Annotated in this window: 15 protein-coding genes; 9 read left to right on the top strand and 6 right to left on the bottom strand. The window is 38.0% G+C overall.

Annotation, left to right across the window (positions count from 1 at the left end; translation table 11 throughout):
• Positions 1-459 carry an Lrp/AsnC family transcriptional regulator gene (locus tag ACQWU4_RS15460; RefSeq protein WP_429936641.1) on the bottom strand — a complete coding sequence of 153 codons (459 nt, stop codon included), beginning with the start codon at positions 457-459 and terminating at the stop codon, positions 1-3.
• Between the two features lie 158 nt (positions 460-617).
• Here ACQWU4_RS15460 and ACQWU4_RS15455 point away from each other — a divergent pair, with 158 nt between their 5' ends.
• Positions 618-1844 (top strand): aminotransferase class I/II-fold pyridoxal phosphate-dependent enzyme, encoded by a 1227-nt coding sequence (locus ACQWU4_RS15455; RefSeq protein ID WP_429936640.1) that lies wholly within the window; start codon positions 618-620, stop codon positions 1842-1844.
• 45 nt (positions 1845-1889) lie between these two features.
• Here ACQWU4_RS15455 and ACQWU4_RS15450 read toward each other — a convergent pair whose 3' ends face one another.
• On the bottom strand, positions 1890-2894 hold the full coding sequence (locus tag ACQWU4_RS15450; RefSeq protein ID WP_429936639.1) for a glycosyltransferase: 1005 nt from the start codon (positions 2892-2894) through the stop codon (positions 1890-1892).
• Positions 2895-3089: 195 nt separating this feature from the next.
• Here ACQWU4_RS15450 and ACQWU4_RS15445 point away from each other — a divergent pair, with 195 nt between their 5' ends.
• Both ACQWU4_RS15445 and ACQWU4_RS15440 read left to right on the top strand, forming a co-directional pair.
• Complete coding sequence (locus tag ACQWU4_RS15445; protein WP_429936638.1) at positions 3090-4103, top strand: SDR family NAD(P)-dependent oxidoreductase; 1014 nt, start codon at positions 3090-3092, stop codon at positions 4101-4103.
• A gap of 39 nt (positions 4104-4142) precedes the next feature.
• The gene (locus ACQWU4_RS15440) at positions 4143-4958 is read left to right on the top strand and encodes a helix-turn-helix domain-containing protein (protein WP_429936637.1); all 816 of its coding nucleotides are present in this window, start codon (positions 4143-4145) and stop codon (positions 4956-4958) included.
• Between the two features lie 155 nt (positions 4959-5113).
• Here ACQWU4_RS15440 and ACQWU4_RS15435 read toward each other — a convergent pair whose 3' ends face one another.
• Together ACQWU4_RS15435 and ACQWU4_RS15430 are read right to left on the bottom strand one after the other, a co-directional pair.
• Complete coding sequence (locus ACQWU4_RS15435; protein WP_429936636.1) at positions 5114-5521, bottom strand: branched-chain amino acid ABC transporter substrate-binding protein; 408 nt, start codon at positions 5519-5521, stop codon at positions 5114-5116.
• Between the two features lie 85 nt (positions 5522-5606).
• Positions 5607-6773 carry a THUMP domain-containing class I SAM-dependent RNA methyltransferase gene (locus tag ACQWU4_RS15430; RefSeq protein WP_429936635.1) on the bottom strand — a complete coding sequence of 389 codons (1167 nt, stop codon included), beginning with the start codon at positions 6771-6773 and terminating at the stop codon, positions 5607-5609.
• A gap of 135 nt (positions 6774-6908) precedes the next feature.
• Here ACQWU4_RS15430 and ACQWU4_RS15425 point away from each other — a divergent pair, with 135 nt between their 5' ends.
• On the top strand, positions 6909-7637 hold the full coding sequence (locus tag ACQWU4_RS15425; RefSeq protein ID WP_429936634.1) for a class I SAM-dependent DNA methyltransferase: 729 nt from the start codon (positions 6909-6911) through the stop codon (positions 7635-7637).
• A complete protein-coding gene (locus ACQWU4_RS15420) occupies positions 7634-8362 on the top strand; it encodes a ZIP family metal transporter (RefSeq protein ID WP_429936633.1) in 729 nt (242 codons plus the stop codon). Before ACQWU4_RS15425 ends, ACQWU4_RS15420 begins: the two co-directional genes overlap by 4 nt.
• An 85-nt stretch (positions 8363-8447) precedes the next feature.
• Here the strand turns inward: ACQWU4_RS15420 and ACQWU4_RS15415 are convergent, their stop codons facing one another.
• Both ACQWU4_RS15415 and ACQWU4_RS15410 read right to left on the bottom strand, forming a co-directional pair.
• Positions 8448-9851, bottom strand: coding sequence for an OmpP1/FadL family transporter (locus ACQWU4_RS15415; protein ID WP_429936632.1), 1404 nt, complete (start codon positions 9849-9851; stop codon positions 8448-8450).
• A gap of 29 nt (positions 9852-9880) precedes the next feature.
• Entirely contained in the window at positions 9881-10945 is a 1065-nt protein-coding gene (locus tag ACQWU4_RS15410) for a prolyl-tRNA synthetase (RefSeq protein ID WP_429936631.1), read from the bottom strand.
• 144 nt (positions 10946-11089) lie between these two features.
• Between ACQWU4_RS15410 and proS the strand changes: the two genes are divergently transcribed.
• The 4 genes from proS (at position 11090) to ACQWU4_RS15390 (ending at position 16120) form a co-directional block, all read left to right on the top strand.
• A complete protein-coding gene (gene proS / locus ACQWU4_RS15405; RefSeq protein WP_429936630.1) occupies positions 11090-12565 on the top strand; it encodes a proline--tRNA ligase in 1476 nt (491 codons plus the stop codon).
• Positions 12566-12683: 118 nt separating this feature from the next.
• Positions 12684-13973, top strand: coding sequence for a DUF937 domain-containing protein (locus tag ACQWU4_RS15400; RefSeq protein WP_429936629.1), 1290 nt, complete (start codon positions 12684-12686; stop codon positions 13971-13973).
• Positions 13974-14087: 114 nt separating this feature from the next.
• A complete protein-coding gene (locus ACQWU4_RS15395; protein WP_429936628.1) occupies positions 14088-15419 on the top strand; it encodes an Nramp family divalent metal transporter in 1332 nt (443 codons plus the stop codon).
• A 164-nt stretch (positions 15420-15583) separates the two neighbouring features.
• Positions 15584-16120, top strand: coding sequence for a nucleotide exchange factor GrpE (locus ACQWU4_RS15390; RefSeq protein WP_429936627.1), 537 nt, complete (start codon positions 15584-15586; stop codon positions 16118-16120).
• The last annotated feature ends 13 nt before the right edge of the window (positions 16121-16133 follow it).

The following is a 16133-nucleotide window of genomic DNA, read 5'->3' as shown; positions in this document are numbered from 1 at the left end:
TTAAAGTACAATAGCCGTTGTATTTTTCACCTCAGAGATCATAAAAGAGCTGTGGGTACTTGCTATATGCTGAAGCGCCGTTAGTTTCGTAAGCATAAAATTACGGTAATCCGCCATATCCTTCACTCCTATTTTAAGGATATAATCGTAATCGCCACTCACATGGAAGCATTCCGTAACTTCCTGCAGATTCATAACTTCTCTTTCAAACTGAAGGACAAACTCTTTTTTGTGTTGTGTCAGCTTTATGTGGCATAACACGATAAAATCGCGGTTTACTTTATGCCTGTCCAGCAAAGCCACATATTTTGAGATCACTCCCAGATTCTCAAGCTTTTTTATACGCTCATAAACAGCCGTTACAGACAAATTGAGCTTGTAAGACAGCTCTTTGGTGGTCTGCTTGCAATCTTCCTGAAGGAAAAGCAACAGTTTTTTATCAGTTTCATCAAGATTCATAGATAATTTTTTGGATAAAATTTAATAAATTCAAATATAATAAACATATTTTCTATTCAATACATAAATTATAGATTTATATTCTACATATTTAAATATACCTTGTAATAATTATTAAAACAGAGCATATTTAGGCCGACAAATAAAATTTAAAGCTTATGGAAAATTTTAATGCGGCCAATGAAATCCAGGATCTGCAGTATTTTGGTGAATTTGGAGGAGTAAATCCATCCATTTCTGACAGCTCTACCTATACCTTTCTTTCTGCAAAAACGATGTTTGATACATTTGAGGGCAATGCTGAAGGGTGCTATTTATATTCCAGACATTCATCCCCGATGAATCTTTACCTGGCTCAGGCACTGGCAAAAATGGAAAATACTGAAGCTGCCAATGTTACAGCATCCGGAATGGGAGCTATCACTTCTGTATTGATGCAGGTTTGTAAAAGTGGTGACCATATTATTTCCAGCAGAACCATCTATGGCGGAACGTATGCTTTTCTCAAAAACTTTCTGCCTCCTTTCCATATTGAAACCACTTTTGTAGACATCAGCAATTTTGAGTCTATAGAAAATGCTATAACACCCAACACCAAAGTGATCTACTGTGAAAGTGTAAGTAATCCGCTTCTTGAAGTGGCAGACCTTAGAAAGCTTTCCGAGATCTGTAAAAAACATAATTTAAAGCTGATCGTAGACAATACTTTCTCTCCTCTTTCTGTTTCACCGACATTATTAGGTGCTGATATCGTAATTCATAGTTTAACCAAATTTATCAACGGAAGCAGTGATACCGTTGGCGGTGTATATTGCGGAAGCCAGGAATTCATCAACGATACCAAAAATGTAAACAACGGAGCCTGCATGCTGCTGGGACCTACAATGGACAGCTTCCGTTCTGCAAGCATCCTGAAAAACCTCAGAACACTTCACATCAGAATGAAACAGCATAGCCACAATGCAATGTACCTGGCTGAAAGGTTTGAAAGAGATGGACTTAAAGTATCTTATCCGGGACTGAAATCCCACAAGGATCATGAACTGATGAAAAGCATGATGCATGAAGAATACGGCTTTGGAGGACTTCTGACCTTAGATGCAGGAACTACGGAAAAAGCCAATGAGCTGATGGAAATGATGCAGCAGGAGAACTTAGGTTATCTGGCTGTAAGCTTAGGGTTCTACAAAACTTTATTTTCATGCTCGGGAAGCTCCACTTCATCGGAAATTCCGGAAGAAGAGCGTGAAGCAATGGGTATATCAGACGGTTTGATCAGATTCTCTATCGGATTGGACCACGATATCGCCAGAACTTATGAAAAAATGCGGGAATGCATGCTGAAAACAGGCGTTCTCAACCATGAGACCATATTCATATCCTAATTTATTGTTACAAAAGCTGTTGGAACTTCCGGCAGCTTTTATTTTTTATCTGATGTGAAAATGTCTCGGAAAAGCATCCTGGGGCTTCATTCTGAAAATATTCAGCAATACCCACGATTTCAGGAAACCGTATCCGTAAGAAAACATCTGGATATAGGTTGAAATTACTGCCATTCCGGCAATACTGATATTCTTCGTCACAAACATAGCATGGAAAAATACAAGGAATGTATATACCCCATAAAATGCAAGGATAATTCCTCTTCCCAGAAGAAAGTATTCTATAAAGCCTAAAATATATCCCAGCATAAACAGTGTCGGAAATGCAAATGATATCTTGACATAATCAGGATGTCTCTGGTTTAAGATTGGTCTTGCACACCCAAACTGATAAACCTGCTTTGAAAACTTACCCAAATCTACCCTACGTTTATGGTATACGGCAATATCATCAAAAAATGCAGTGGTAAATCCGTTTTCCCAAAGCGTCATGGAGAGATCCGGGTCTTCACCGATCCTCATTTCGGAAAACCCGCCTACTTTTTCAAAAACTTCTTTCTTTACCCCCATATTAAAGCTTCTCGGCTGGAATCTGGATACCGCTTTTTTACTGCCTCTGATTCCTCCTGTTGTAAACACTGAGGTCATAGAATAGGAAATGGCTTTCTGCATCAGGTTAAAACCTTTATGAGCCTTGTCCGCTCCTCCGAAAGCATCACACGGAATGGTTTCTATATCTTTTTTAATATTTTCGATATAGTCTTTTTCTACAATCACATCACTGTCTACAAAAAGAAGCCAATCATTCTGGGCTCTTTCCGCACCATAATTTCTCGTAAGTCCCGGACCGGAATTATTTTTTCTGAAGTATTTGATATCCAGTATTTCCTCGAAGTTCTGAATGGTCGGTTTCAGATCAATAAGAGAGCCGTCATCTACAATAATCACTTCAAACTCTTTGTCCGTCTGAAAAGTCAAAGAATTCAGCAGTTCAAAAAGTTCGTCTTTTCGGTTGAAAATAGCAACGACAATGGAAATGGTAGGTCTCAAATTGAAAATTTTTCAAAATTACTTATTCGCCGATGAATCCACAAACAGTTTAACAGCTTATTCAAAGAAATTAACTTTTAAACAAACTGAATAAAAAAGGATTCTGAAATTTTAAACACAATAATTTGACACTTTAAACAAAATCATCAACATCAGTACAGACTACCTTTGCTATAGAATTTTAAATACAAAAAAATGATACAGAATACCAATCCGCTACAGCATCCTGTTAGCTCTGGTTTTAACACACAATCAACAGCTCAGGAAGTCATTAAAGGAATTGATCTCACAGGGAAAACAGCAATCATCACAGGCGGTTACGCAGGAATCGGTCTGGAAACTACAAAAATACTTGTTTCGGCAGGTGCAAAAGTTGTTGTTCCGGCAAGAGATATCGAAAAAGCAAAGAAAAATTTAGCCGGAACAGAAAATGTGGAAATAGAATCCCTAGATCTTATAAATCCTGATTCCATTGATGCTTTTGCAGAAAAGTTCATAAATTCAGGCAGAAATCTTGATCTCCTGATCAATAATGCCGGAATCATGTGGGTCCCTTTCCGAAGAGACAGCAGAGGTATTGAATCGCAACTAGCAACCAATTATCTGGGATTGTTTCAGCTTACCGCAAGATTATGGCCTGCCCTGAAAAAAGCAAACGGAGCCAGAATCCTTAATGTATCTTCCTATGGACATCAAATGTCTCCTTTCAATTTTGAAGATCCTAATTTTAAGCACAGAGAATATCAGACTCTTTTGGGCTATGGCCAATCTAAAACTGCGTGTAACTTATTTGCTGTTGAAATGGACAAGAGAGCCAAAGAATTCAATGTAAGAGCCTATTCCCTTCATCCCGGATCTGTTTATGGAACGGATCTTGGACGGGAAGAACCCATTGATCTTTATATTCAAATGGGAACTCATGACAAAGACGGAAAGATCAAACCTGAAGTTGAAGCCAGATTAAAAACAATTCCGCAAGGTGCTGCGACAACGGTATGGTGCGCAACAAGCCCATTACTTGAAAATATTGGCGGCGTTTATTGTGAAAACTGTGATATTGCAGAAATTGATCTGGGGCAAATTGAACACAGGTTTGATGATCCTTCAACGATAAGAGGTGTGCAGCCCTATTCTATTGATAAAGAAAATGCAGAACGTTTATGGCTGCTAAGTGAGGAAATGACAGGAGTAAAATTCGACGTGGAATAATCGTTTTTTTAAGTAAATTTATTTCTGAATTAAAGAAAAATGGATTTTCAGATCAAGTATATCACACCGGACATTAAGTTATCAACTTATGAGGATAAATTATTCAAAACTGAAACGGTTTTTGAGTACCATATGCTGGTGTGGTTTATTTCCGGAGAAACGAAAATTATTCAGGCGGACCGTACGTATTTATTTAAAACAGGGGATATATTTCTGATCCCGAGAAATATTCTGGCGACTATCATTAACTATCCAAAAGATGGAAAGCCTCACAAAGCTGTTGTAATGCATCTTACAACTGATCGTCTGAAACAATTCTACTCTGCTGTTGATTTGGAGCAGAAAAACATTCATGAAGACACAAAAATTCACAGTTTCAATAAACACCCTTTACTGGAAAGCTGTCTGGCATCGCTGATTCCTTATTTTGGTATGAAAGAACCGTTTCCCGAAAACATTGCCTCATTAAAAATTACAGAAGCCATCAGTATTTTAAGGGAAATTGATAGAAATATAGACTCTGTCCTGGCTGATTTTGAGGAACCCGGAAAAATTGATCTGGTCAGTTTTATGGAAAGGAATTATATGTTCAATATGACCTTGGAAAGGTTTGGTTATTTAACAGGAAGAAGTCTTTCCACTTTCAACAGGGATTTCAGGAAGAATTTTCAGATGACACCGCAGCGATGGCTTACACAAAAGCGCCTGGAACTGGCCTATTATCATTTAAAGGAAAAACAAAAAAGACCTTCTGATGTTTTTTTGGAGGTTGGTTTTGAGGATTTTTCCCACTTTTCTTATGCATTCAAAAAGCAATATGGACTTGCTCCTTCTGCTTTGAGCTATAATCCGTGATTTTTTAAGGCAAACGTTATTATTGTAACTTACTATTTGAAGGAACAAAGAAAGAATCAACAGAGTTAATTCAATGAAGCAACCATATCAAAAGCTACAAAGAATCTGCGTAATCTGCGAAACCATTCTTCAACTGAGAATTACTAACTCAACTTTTAAATGAACAAACCTGATCTAAAATAAATACACAATACAAGGGAAATAAAAAACAGAATCACCGAGCCACTGAAAAATAACAGCTTAAAAATATTTTTAAAGTAGTAAAGCTCCAGAACATGCAGAAGAAAAAACAAAATACCTGAAACAGCAATACCAATCAGTGAAGCCACAATGAGGGTCTGTATATAATTTTCTGCCGGCAACGGATCCTTAAACACAAAAAACAACAGGACCGCAGCTATTGCTATACACCCCAAACTTATTTTTTCAATAAAATATTTCGACCTTTTCTTTTTTACAAGATTATCATTATAATTAATGCCTGCGGAAGAAGATGAGCCATTTGAAAACAGACTCAGCGCATCCAATACATTTTCTAATACTTCCAGAAAATCCCAGGCCATTTTTTATTTGAGTTTTAAACAAAAATAAAAGAAATATTCAAACAAAAAAACCTTCCTGTTCTGGAAGGTTTCTATTTAAAATGGATTAATCTTTCGTTTCGATTTTGTGAAGTTTCTTGGTGCCTTCGTACATTTCGTACTGAAGGAATCTGGTTTCAAGCTTTCCATTGAAAAGTTTGATCTTTCTTGAAGGGCGAAGACCTATTTTCTTCACAGCTTCCAGATCGGAGGAGATCAGCCAGGCCAATGTATTTGGGTAGCTTGTCTTGAATGTATCACCTATCTTTTTATAGAAATCATCATCGTTAATGGATATTCTCTCATCATACGGCGGATTGAAAACCATTAATAGTGGGAAATGTTCTTTTTTGGATTCAAAGAAATTCTGTTTTCTCACTTCAATCACATCTTCCATTTCTGCTGCTTCAATATTGATTCTGGCTGCATTCAGCATTCTGGCATCAATATCATAACCGATAATTTTTCCTGCAAATTCTTTTACCCTGTTTACTCTGACTTCTTTAATTTTGGCAAAAAGATCAGCATCATAATTATTCCAGTTCTGGAAGGCAAATCTTCTTCTGAAGATCTGTGCAGGAAGATCCATCGCAATCATCGCAGCTTCAATAAGAAGTGTTCCTGAACCACACATTGGGTCCAGAAAGTTTCCTTTTCCATCCCATCCGGCCAGCTGAAGCATTCCGCTTGCCAGTACTTCATTGATAGGCGCTTCTCCCTGTTCTCTTCTGTAACCTCTCTTAAATAAAGGATCTCCTGAAGAATCTAAGGAAATGGTTACCAATTCCCTGTCGATATGCAGGTGAAATTTGATATCAGGGCTTTTGGTCTCTACATTGGGACGTCTTTTGAATTTGTCCTGAAAATAATCTACAATAGCATCCTTCATTTTCAGGGTCACGAACTGAGAATGTTTGAATGTTTCGGAATTCACAGTGGAATCAATTGCAAAAGACTGTTCAACGTCCATAAATTCTTCCCAGGCAACCGCAGAAAGTTTACTGTAAAACTGATGCTGGTTGAATGCTTTAAATTCAAAAACAGGAATTAAAATCTTTAATGCTGTTCTTGCAGAATAGTTAATTTTATAAAGAAAGCCAAGGTCGCCTTCACAATTAACTGCACGATTTTTCACCTCAACATTTTTTCCGCCTAGTTTTTTGATTTCTTCAGCAAGAATCTGCTCAAGTCCGAAGAACGTCTTTATCTGAATCTTTAGATTTTCTGTGTCCATAAATTTGTATTAAAAGATTTAATGATTTAACAATGAAAAGATTACGGGTTCAATTTTGCTGTCAATTGATTTTTCCGATCTTTCATTATTTAAATACTTTGCTTTTAACCGCACAAATTTAGTTATTTTTGCATTATGGAATGGTTTGAATCTTGGTTTGATACACCTTATTATCATCTTCTTTATAGCAACAGAGACTATACGGAAGCCGAAAATTTCATTACGAAACTCACTGAAGACCTTCAGTTACCCCCTTCATCCAAGATTATTGATCTGGCGTGTGGAAAAGGCAGGCATTCTGTTTTTTTAAATAAGCTGGGATATGATGTATTGGGGCTTGACCTTTCCAGACAAAGCATTGAGTTTGATAAACAGTTTGAAACCCAGACCCTTCTTTTCAATGTTCACGATATGCGTAACCCGATTGATGCAGATCCTATGGATGCTGTCTTCAATTTATTTACCAGTTTCGGGTATTTTGATAATGAAAATGATGACAAAAAAGTTTTCCAGTCGGTTTATAATGTCTTAAAGCCGGGAGGTTTTTTCGTGCTGGATTATCTGAACGAAGAATATGTAAGAAGAAATCTGGTTCCTGAATCTACCATAACCCGTGGCAACATTGATTTTAAGATCCTGAAAAAGATCGAAGGAAGACATATCGTCAAAGACATCCGTTTTGAAGCAGACGGAAAACCTTTTCATTTCTTTGAAAAAGTAAAGCTTCATACTCTGGAAGCCATCAATTCCTATGCAACAGACTGTGGTTTTGAAAGAATAAAGATCTGGGGCGATTATCAGCTGAATGAATTTGACCGTGAGGTTTCTCCACGCTGCATCAATTTATTTAAGAAAAAAGCATGATAACAGTTGTTTTACTGATATTAAGCGTTATTACAGGGGTATTTCTCGGCAAGCATTTCGGAAAAAAAGAAAAGCTGGCTAAAAATCTGCTGGTACTGAGTGCAGGATTTTTAATCACCATATGTCTGAATGAAGTTTTTCCTCAGGTTTATACTTCCGAGGCCGGAAGTAATCTTGGAATTTTTGTGATCGCAGGGGTATTGCTTCAGATGATCCTCGAAGCCCTGACAAAGGGTTTTGAACACGGACATTTCCATCATCATAATGAGCACAATATACTTCCTGTGGCATTAATGGTAGGATTATTTGTACATGCCTTTATAGAAGGAATTCCTTTGGCCAATGAGGAACAGCAGTTATCTCCTTATCTGCTGGGAATTGTATTTCATAATCTTCCTATTTCCTTTATTCTGGGAGCCTTTTTATTTAACAGAAAAAATGAATCCAAGACGTCACCGTATCCTTCACTTCTGATCGTGGCTTTATTTTCCCTTGCCTCTCCGATGGGAATGCTGCTTGGAAATTATTTCAATCCCGGTCTGCAGCCGTATTTTCTGGCAATTGTTGGAGGAATCTTTCTTCACATTTCATCTGTAATCATTTTTGAAAGCAATAAAAACCACAATATCGACTGGGTAAAGATAGGTCTTGTGATCGTAGGTGTTTCTTTAGCGTTAATAATGCATCTTTTCCATTCTCATTCTGCTGCAGGACATTCTCATTAATTCTTTTATTAAACTAAACACAAATAAAAAAGCCCCGAATTAAATCCGGAGCCTTCAATTTAATCACTCATTACACAATCTGGAATTAGAACTTCCAGCCGAATGTAATAAAGAAGTTATTCCTGTTATTTTTCACTTCCGAAACAGCGAAATAATCTGATGACATAATTGTTGTATCAGAATAATAAGCTGTATCAGTAGAAGGATTTCCTGTTTCAATACCTCTTAGGAAAGGATTGCTGTATTTAGAAGTTACATACTGATAAGATGCATCTATATAGAATGATTTGAAATCATATCCCAAACCAAATGAGGCAAGATTCCTGTTATTAAGCATCATGTCACTGTACGATCTGTCCGATGTAGAAGCATCCGGATTTACCTGGCTTACTGTTAAAGCATCAAAAGGGTTGGATATATAGGAATAACCACCTCTTAATCTGAACTGTTTCACCCTGTACTCTGCACCGATTCTTACTTCAGACACATTCTTATAATTGTCTTTGAAGAAACTGTTCAGTTCGCTTTCAGCACCTGTAACTACTTTATATTTAGGTCTTGTAAGTCCTAATGTATAATCTACGTTCAATGAGAAGTTTTTGCTGGCAACAAATGCAGCACTTATTGTTGCTTTTAATGGTGTTGTAAGATCTCTGTCTTCATAACCTACACCATCTCCGTTATCCGGATCATTATAAAAGTTATAATCCTTCTGGATACGCCAGAACGTAGGTGTTTCGATAGCACCACCAATTCTGAAATTAGGGCTAAGCTTTCCGATTACCCCTACAGAAGCAGAAAAACCTGAAGATCTTTCAAAATAAGGTGTATTCTGTCTGTTGAAATATTCTATAGAACCGTTATCCAGTGACTGGAAAGCTGCAGAGTCATACTGGTCAATAGATGCATTGAAGAAATTCAGTCCTGCACCTATATATAAATTATGATTATAGTTGGCCCCTACCCCAAAACTTGTCTTTGAAAGGTTTCCGTATCTGTTATATGCATGGCCTGCAAGAGATGCACTCCTGTCAGTAAAATCCTTAATTACATCACTACTTCCGGGAGATTCTACATAATTATCCAATGATTGATTGGAATAATTGATCCCAATATTGATAAACTTCCATCCTGATTCACTTCTCAAAGGAAAAGCAATTACACCTCCGATATTTCCAAGATCTGTATTTGTTTTGCTGTAATCAATTGTAGATCCTGCCCAGGTACTTTTATTTTTATTTCCCGCAATAGATAATGTTCCGGAAACTTCCCCGGAAATAGCTACTCCCAAACCTGCAGGGTTGGTAAGCAGTGAATTGGCATCACCTCCTAATGCTCCGTTAGCTCCTGCCATAGCATTAAACTTTGACGAACCCACCATAGGAGTGCTTGAATAAACATCTACAGTATTTCTCAATATAGAAACATCCTGTGCCTGTGCATAAAATGCAGCAGCAACACCCATTAATACTAAAGATTTTTTTAACATTATTTTTTTAATAGTTATTAAGTTTGAAATTATCTGCCGCCTCTGAAGCCGCCGCCTCCGCCGCCGGATCTCATACCGCCGCCTCCACCGGAAGAACCGCCTCTGAAGCCACCACCTGAATTAAACCCTCCGCTTGATCTGAATCCTCCGTTATCGTTGGATCTGAATCCTCCATTATTATAGTTTGGCTGAGAGTTATAATTAGGTCTTTGCTGAGAATTTGAATTACGGAATCCTCCGGACTGTGGCTGTCTGTAACCGCCATTTGTGTTCCCTTGTCTGAATCCTCCGTTGTTATTGTTATAAGAACCATTGTTTCTGAAACCACCATTTGTACTTCCGTTTCTGAAACCGTTATTATTAGTGTTAGTCGATGTATTTCTGAAACCGTTTCCTCTGTAGGTATTGGTTCTATATACTGCATTTGTTAAGCCCGGATTGCTGAATCCGCCGCCGCTGGTTCTTCTGTAAACCGGTCTGTAGCCATTACCCCAGTAACCGCCACCCCAATATGGATAACCGTAACCATAATAACCACCTCCCCAGAACGGGTCATAATATCCGCCCCAATAAGGAGAATATCCATATCCCCAGTAAGGACTTCCCCAGCCCCAGCCGAATGATCCTCCCCAGCCCCAGGATAAATTCATACCCCAGCCCCAGCCGCGGTTCATTCCCCAATAAGGGCTGTAACCACCATACCATCCCCAAGGAGAATATCCCCAGGAATTGTCATAATAGTTAGTCTGAGTACCGGCAAATGCTCCCCAGTCTGAATCGGTAGCATTCGTATTCCAGTTGTTATCACTCCACGTATTATATCTATTCTCTTGTTCTCTGGAATTTGTCTGCGCATTCTGGATGACATTAGAGTCCTGGTAATAATCATAGTTTTCCCCTACTCTGTTACCACCGTCATTGATGATCACCCCTTCCGGCAGTGTATCTTTATTAGGGTCATAGTACACCCCATCGGTCTCCGTGTATCCGCCCATCTGAGCTCCACAGGACACAAGCAGTAATCCGCCTGATATTGCTAAAATCCCTTTGGATTTTAACAGACCGAGCAAATTTTTATGTATATTTCTTTTCATGATAACGTAAAGATTTTTAATTTAAATTATATTTGCAATCTGTACCAAAAATGTACCAAAATACTGGTAAAAAAATCTATCAAAAATAGATTTTTATTTTTAGATGACAATAATGAACAAAAGTTAAAAAAATTTTAAAAAATAATGGCAAAATTAACCTCAAGAAGCGAAGATTACAGCAAATGGTATAATGAGTTGGTGGTAAAAGCTGACCTGGCTGAGAACTCTGGAGTGCGAGGATGCATGGTGATCAAACCATACGGCTATGCAATCTGGGAAAAAATGCGTGATGAAATGGATAAAAAATTCAAAGAAACAGGTCACGTTAATGCTTATTTCCCGCTTTTTGTGCCCAAAAGCCTGTTCGAGGCAGAAGAAAAGAATGCAGAAGGTTTTGCTAAAGAATGTGCAGTAGTTACCCATTATAGATTAAAAACAGATCCGGACAATCCACACAAACTTATTGTAGATCCGGATGCCAAATTAGAAGAAGAGCTTATTGTACGCCCTACTTCTGAAGCAATTATCTGGAATACATACAAAAGCTGGATCCAGTCTTACAGAGACCTTCCGATATTAATCAACCAGTGGGCCAATGTTGTCCGTTGGGAAATGAGAACCCGCCTGTTCCTGAGAACGGCAGAATTCCTTTGGCAGGAAGGACATACTGCACATGCTACTAAAGATGAAGCAGTAGAGGAAGCCGAAAAGATGAATAATGTATATGCTGATTTTGCAGAAAATTTCATGGCGATGCCAGTTGTTAAAGGATTAAAAACACCATCTGAAAGATTTGCAGGAGCTGATGAAACTTACTGTATCGAAGCATTGATGCAGGATGGGAAAGCACTTCAGGCAGGAACATCTCACTTCCTAGGTCAGAATTTTGCTAAAGCTTTTGATGTAAAATTTACCAACAAGGAAGGTAAAATTGAACATGCATGGGCAACTTCATGGGGAACTTCCACACGTTTGATGGGAGCTTTAATTATGACCCACTCCGATGATTTCGGATTGGTACTTCCTCCTACCCTGGCGCCAATACAGGTAGTTATTGTTCCAATCTTCAAAGGAGAAGAACAACTGGCACAGATCAGCGAAGTAGCATTTGATATTCAGGCAAAATTAAAAGCCAAAGGAATCTCAGTAAAATTTGATAATGATACCCACAACAAACCAGGATGGAAGTTTGCCGAATATGAATTAAAAGGTGTACCTGTAAGAATTGCTCTGGGACCTAAAGATTTAGAAAACAAATCTGTGGAAATCGCCAGAAGAGACAATCTTACCAAAGAAGTGCGCTCTATCGACGGTCTTGATACCTATATTGAAGAATTATTGCAAACCATCCAGAAAGATCTTTATGAAAAAGCTCTGAACTTCAGAAAAGACAACATTACAAGAGTTGACAATTATGAAGAGTTCAAGAAAGTTCTTGAAGAAAAAGGAGGCTTCATATATGCGCATTGGGACGGCACTGCCGAGGAAGAAGAGCAGATTAAAGATGAAACTAAGGCTACAATCAGATGTATTCCTTTAGATGACGACATCGAAGAAGGTGTTTCTTTAATCAGCGGAAAACCCTCTAAAAGACGTGTATTATTTGCAAAAGCTTATTAATTTTATTTGTTGATTTTCAAAAACTTAGCAGGAAAATAAAGAAATATTCAAAAAAAATGACGTTTGGACAGATTTTTGTTTAAATTTATGCAACATTAATCTAAAAAAATAATTTATTATGTCTTTAAATGTCATTGATTTAATTAAAGGACAACTAGGTCCCGCTTTGGTTTCACAAGCAGCCTCTCAATTTGGGGAAAGTGAATCCGGTATTTCAAAAGCAATCGGTGGATTACTTCCTGCAGTTTTAGGAGGATTAGCAAACAATTCTGATAAACCGGGAGTTTTAGATGCCATTACAGGTGCATCGTCTAGTGGAATTTTAGGAAATTTATTAGGCGGATCATCCAGCAACCCTATAATTTCTACCCTGTTGACTTCCATTTTTGGAGATAAGGTTAGCGGAATAGTGAATGCTATTGCTACTTATTCAGGAATCAGTAATAATTCTTCCAGCTCACTATTGAATTTAGTAACAGGAGCTGCGGTAGGTTCTATCGGAAAATATGCTACTGATAATAATTTAGATAAGTCAGGAATTTCAAGTTTATTAGGTGAGCAAAAAGGAATCGTTTCTTCACTTTTACCTGCAGGACTTTCTCTGGCATCCCTAAATTTAGGAAGCTGGTTTGGCGGCAGCTCTAATGCAGACGCTACATCAAGATACGAAGAGCCTAAAGTAGAAGTTACAAGAAGTACTACATCTTCAGGAACCAATCCTGACAGAAACAATAATAATGAAGGCGGAGGTTCAATCTGGAAATGGTTGCTTCCGCTTTTACTTTTGATTGCAGCTGCTTATTTTATCTGGAAACAATGTGATAAAAAACAGACTACAACGACTACAACCACAACTGATTCTACAGCATCAACAACTGATACTGCTACCATTGCACCTGCAGATAACACTGCATCCGCTACAGCAGTAACCAAGACCGATGAGGACATTGATCTTAACGGTGTAATGCTGAAAGGTTACAAAGGAGGTATGGAAGATCAAATGATCACTTTCCTTAAGTCCGGTGATTACAAAAATGCAGCTGATGATGCAGCATTAAAAGATAAGTGGTATGATTTCGACCATGTAAACTTCAAAATGGGAAGTTCTACTGACCTGGAAGCTGGTTCTCAGGGACAGCTTGATAACCTGGTAGCGATTTTAAAAGCATTCCCGGATGCAAAAATCAAAATCGGAGGTTATACTGATAAAACAGGAAACGAGGCTTCCAACGTAAAATTATCTCAGGCAAGAGCTGATTTCATTAAAGCTGCTTTAGCAAAAGCAGGAGTTGGAGCTCAGGTTCTGGGAGCTGAAGGTTACGGAAGCAAATTTGCTACAGTAGATGCTAAAGCTTCTGACGCAGAAAGAGCTGCAGACAGAAAAATGTCTGTAAGATTTGCAAAATAGATCTTTAGAATCTTTAAAAATAGAATCCCGGAAATCAGTTTCCGGGATTTTTTTATCATCCGATTTTTGTATTTATATTTATTTAATTAAATTTGTTAGTCATTTCTAACATTTATGAATTTCAAATTAAATAACGCTTGGCGTAAAGATAAAACTTCCCATTCCCTTTCTGAGGTGTACTCATCTATAAAAGTACCCCGGAATGCCCCATTCTGGAGAAAATATCTGGCTTTTGCCGGCCCCGGATTAATGATCGCCGTAGGATATATGGATCCGGGAAACTGGGCTACTGATATTGCAGGAGGTGCTCAGTTCGGGTATACCCTTCTTTCGGTGATTCTTATTTCAAATATTTTTGCCATGGTTTTACAGCATTTATCTGTAAAATTGGGAGTCGTTGCCGAACGAGATCTTGCACAGGCCTGTCGTGATCATTTCAGCCCCACAACCAACTTCATTCTCTGGATATTTTGCGAAATAGCCATTGCCGCCTGCGATCTCGCCGAGGTAATTGGTTCTGCCATCGCATTAAACCTCCTGTTTCACATTCCTCTGACCTGGGGAATTGTAATTACCACAGTGGATGTTTTAGTTATTCTTTTACTTCAGGCTAAAGGTTTCAGATGGATAGAAAGTATTGTGGGCGGGCTTATTTTTATTATTCTTGCCTGTTTCGTTTATGAAATTATAATTTCAAAACCAGCTTTCAATGAAATCCTTGGCGGTCTGGTTCCACAAAAAGAAATCATTCAAAATCCGGCAATGCTGTATATCGCCATAGGAATTCTGGGTGCTACCGTTATGCCTCATAATTTGTATCTGCACAGCAGTATTGTTCAGACAAGAGACTATACAAGAGACAGAGAAGGAAAAAAAGAAGCAATCAAGTTTGCCACTCTGGACAGCACTGTTTCATTAATGCTGGCTTTCTTCATTAATGCAGCCATACTTATTTTAGCCGCAGCAACCTTCCACACTACAGGAAATGAGCATGTAGCCGATATTCACGATGCATACAAAATGTTAACCCCAATTTTGGGTGCTTCTATGGCAAGTATCGCGTTTGCCATTGCTTTACTTGCATCAGGACAAAATTCAACTTTAACAGGAACTCTTGCAGGGCAGATTGTCATGGAAGGTTTCTTAAATATCCGCTTAAAGCCTTGGCTAAGAAGACTTATTACAAGACTGATCGCTGTAATTCCTGCTTTAATAGTTGCCATCATTTATGGTGAACAGGGAACGACCGACTTATTGGTTCTAAGCCAGGTAATCCTATCTATGCAACTGAGTTTTGCCGTAGTTCCTTTGGTTATGTTTACCAGCGACAAAGCCAAAATGGGAGAATTTGTAAATAAGCCGTTTCTGAAGATCATTGTCTGGATTATTTCTATTATTATTATTGTTTTAAACCTGTACTTGTTGTACCAAACGTTTGCAGGATAAAAGAAATGAATTATGAGTCGTCAATTGTTGATTTTTCATAACGAATATTGACTATTGACTGGTCCAGCAAAATTGACCATTCCCCTTTTCTTTTTCTGCCTTAATGTCCATTTTTTGTATTTGGCAGGCTCTTTGTCAAACAACTCTTTAAATAATATTGAATTATGGAAAATCAGGATATTAACGAAGAAAGCATCAATAATCAAGAAGTAAACAACGTTCAGGAAGAAGTGGTGTCTGAGGAAAATGTGACAGCAACACCTTCTGCAGAGGAACTTTTGGCAGAAGAGAAAGACCGTTACATCAGATTATACGCTGAATTCGAAAATTATAAAAAAAGAACAGCAAAAGAGAAGATGGAATTCTTCCAGTATGCCAACCAGGATATGATGGTATCTATGCTTGGTGTTTTGGATGATTTCGAAAGAGCTCTAAAAGAAATTGCGAAAAACGGAAATCCATCCGACCTTCAGGGTGTGGAACTGATCTATCAGAAATTTAAAAATAAACTTACCGAAAAAGGCTTAAAAGCTATGGAAGTAAATGCCGGTGATTCATTCAATGTGGATTTCCATGAGGCAATTACCCAGATCCCTGCGCCATCTGAAGATCTAAAAGGCAAAATCGTAGATGTTATTGAAACAGGATATACTTTAAGTGACAAAGTGATCCGTTTTGCAAAAGTAGTAACGGGAAACTAAAATATCAATGATA

The organism is Chryseobacterium sp. MIQD13, from assembly GCF_050496705.1.
In the GTDB taxonomy this organism is placed as follows: domain Bacteria; phylum Bacteroidota; class Bacteroidia; order Flavobacteriales; family Weeksellaceae; genus Chryseobacterium.
This window is presented reverse-complemented; position numbering and strand designations above follow the sequence as displayed.

Bases quoted from the DNA above. Each gene is read 5' to 3' on its own strand.
- ACQWU4_RS15460 (WP_429936641.1), bottom strand. From the start codon at position 459: ATGAATCTTGATGAAACTGATAAAAAACTGTTGCTTTTCCTTCAGGAA.
- ACQWU4_RS15455 (WP_429936640.1), top strand. From the start codon at position 618: ATGGAAAATTTTAATGCGGCCAATGAAATCCAGGATCTGCAGTATTTT.
- ACQWU4_RS15445 (WP_429936638.1), top strand. From the start codon at position 3,090: ATGATACAGAATACCAATCCGCTACAGCATCCTGTTAGCTCTGGTTTT.
- ACQWU4_RS15440 (WP_429936637.1), top strand. From the start codon at position 4,143: ATGGATTTTCAGATCAAGTATATCACACCGGACATTAAGTTATCAACT.
- ACQWU4_RS15435 (WP_429936636.1), bottom strand. From the start codon at position 5,521: ATGGCCTGGGATTTTCTGGAAGTATTAGAAAATGTATTGGATGCGCTG.
- ACQWU4_RS15430 (WP_429936635.1), bottom strand. From the start codon at position 6,773: ATGGACACAGAAAATCTAAAGATTCAGATAAAGACGTTCTTCGGACTT.
- ACQWU4_RS15425 (WP_429936634.1), top strand. From the start codon at position 6,909: ATGGAATGGTTTGAATCTTGGTTTGATACACCTTATTATCATCTTCTT.
- ACQWU4_RS15420 (WP_429936633.1), top strand. From the start codon at position 7,634: ATGATAACAGTTGTTTTACTGATATTAAGCGTTATTACAGGGGTATTT.
- ACQWU4_RS15415 (WP_429936632.1), bottom strand. From the start codon at position 9,851: ATGTTAAAAAAATCTTTAGTATTAATGGGTGTTGCTGCTGCATTTTAT.
- ACQWU4_RS15410 (WP_429936631.1), bottom strand. From the start codon at position 10,945: ATGAAAAGAAATATACATAAAAATTTGCTCGGTCTGTTAAAATCCAAA.
- proS (WP_429936630.1), top strand. From the start codon at position 11,090: ATGGCAAAATTAACCTCAAGAAGCGAAGATTACAGCAAATGGTATAAT.
- ACQWU4_RS15400 (WP_429936629.1), top strand. From the start codon at position 12,684: ATGTCTTTAAATGTCATTGATTTAATTAAAGGACAACTAGGTCCCGCT.
- ACQWU4_RS15395 (WP_429936628.1), top strand. From the start codon at position 14,088: ATGAATTTCAAATTAAATAACGCTTGGCGTAAAGATAAAACTTCCCAT.
- ACQWU4_RS15390 (WP_429936627.1), top strand. From the start codon at position 15,584: ATGGAAAATCAGGATATTAACGAAGAAAGCATCAATAATCAAGAAGTA.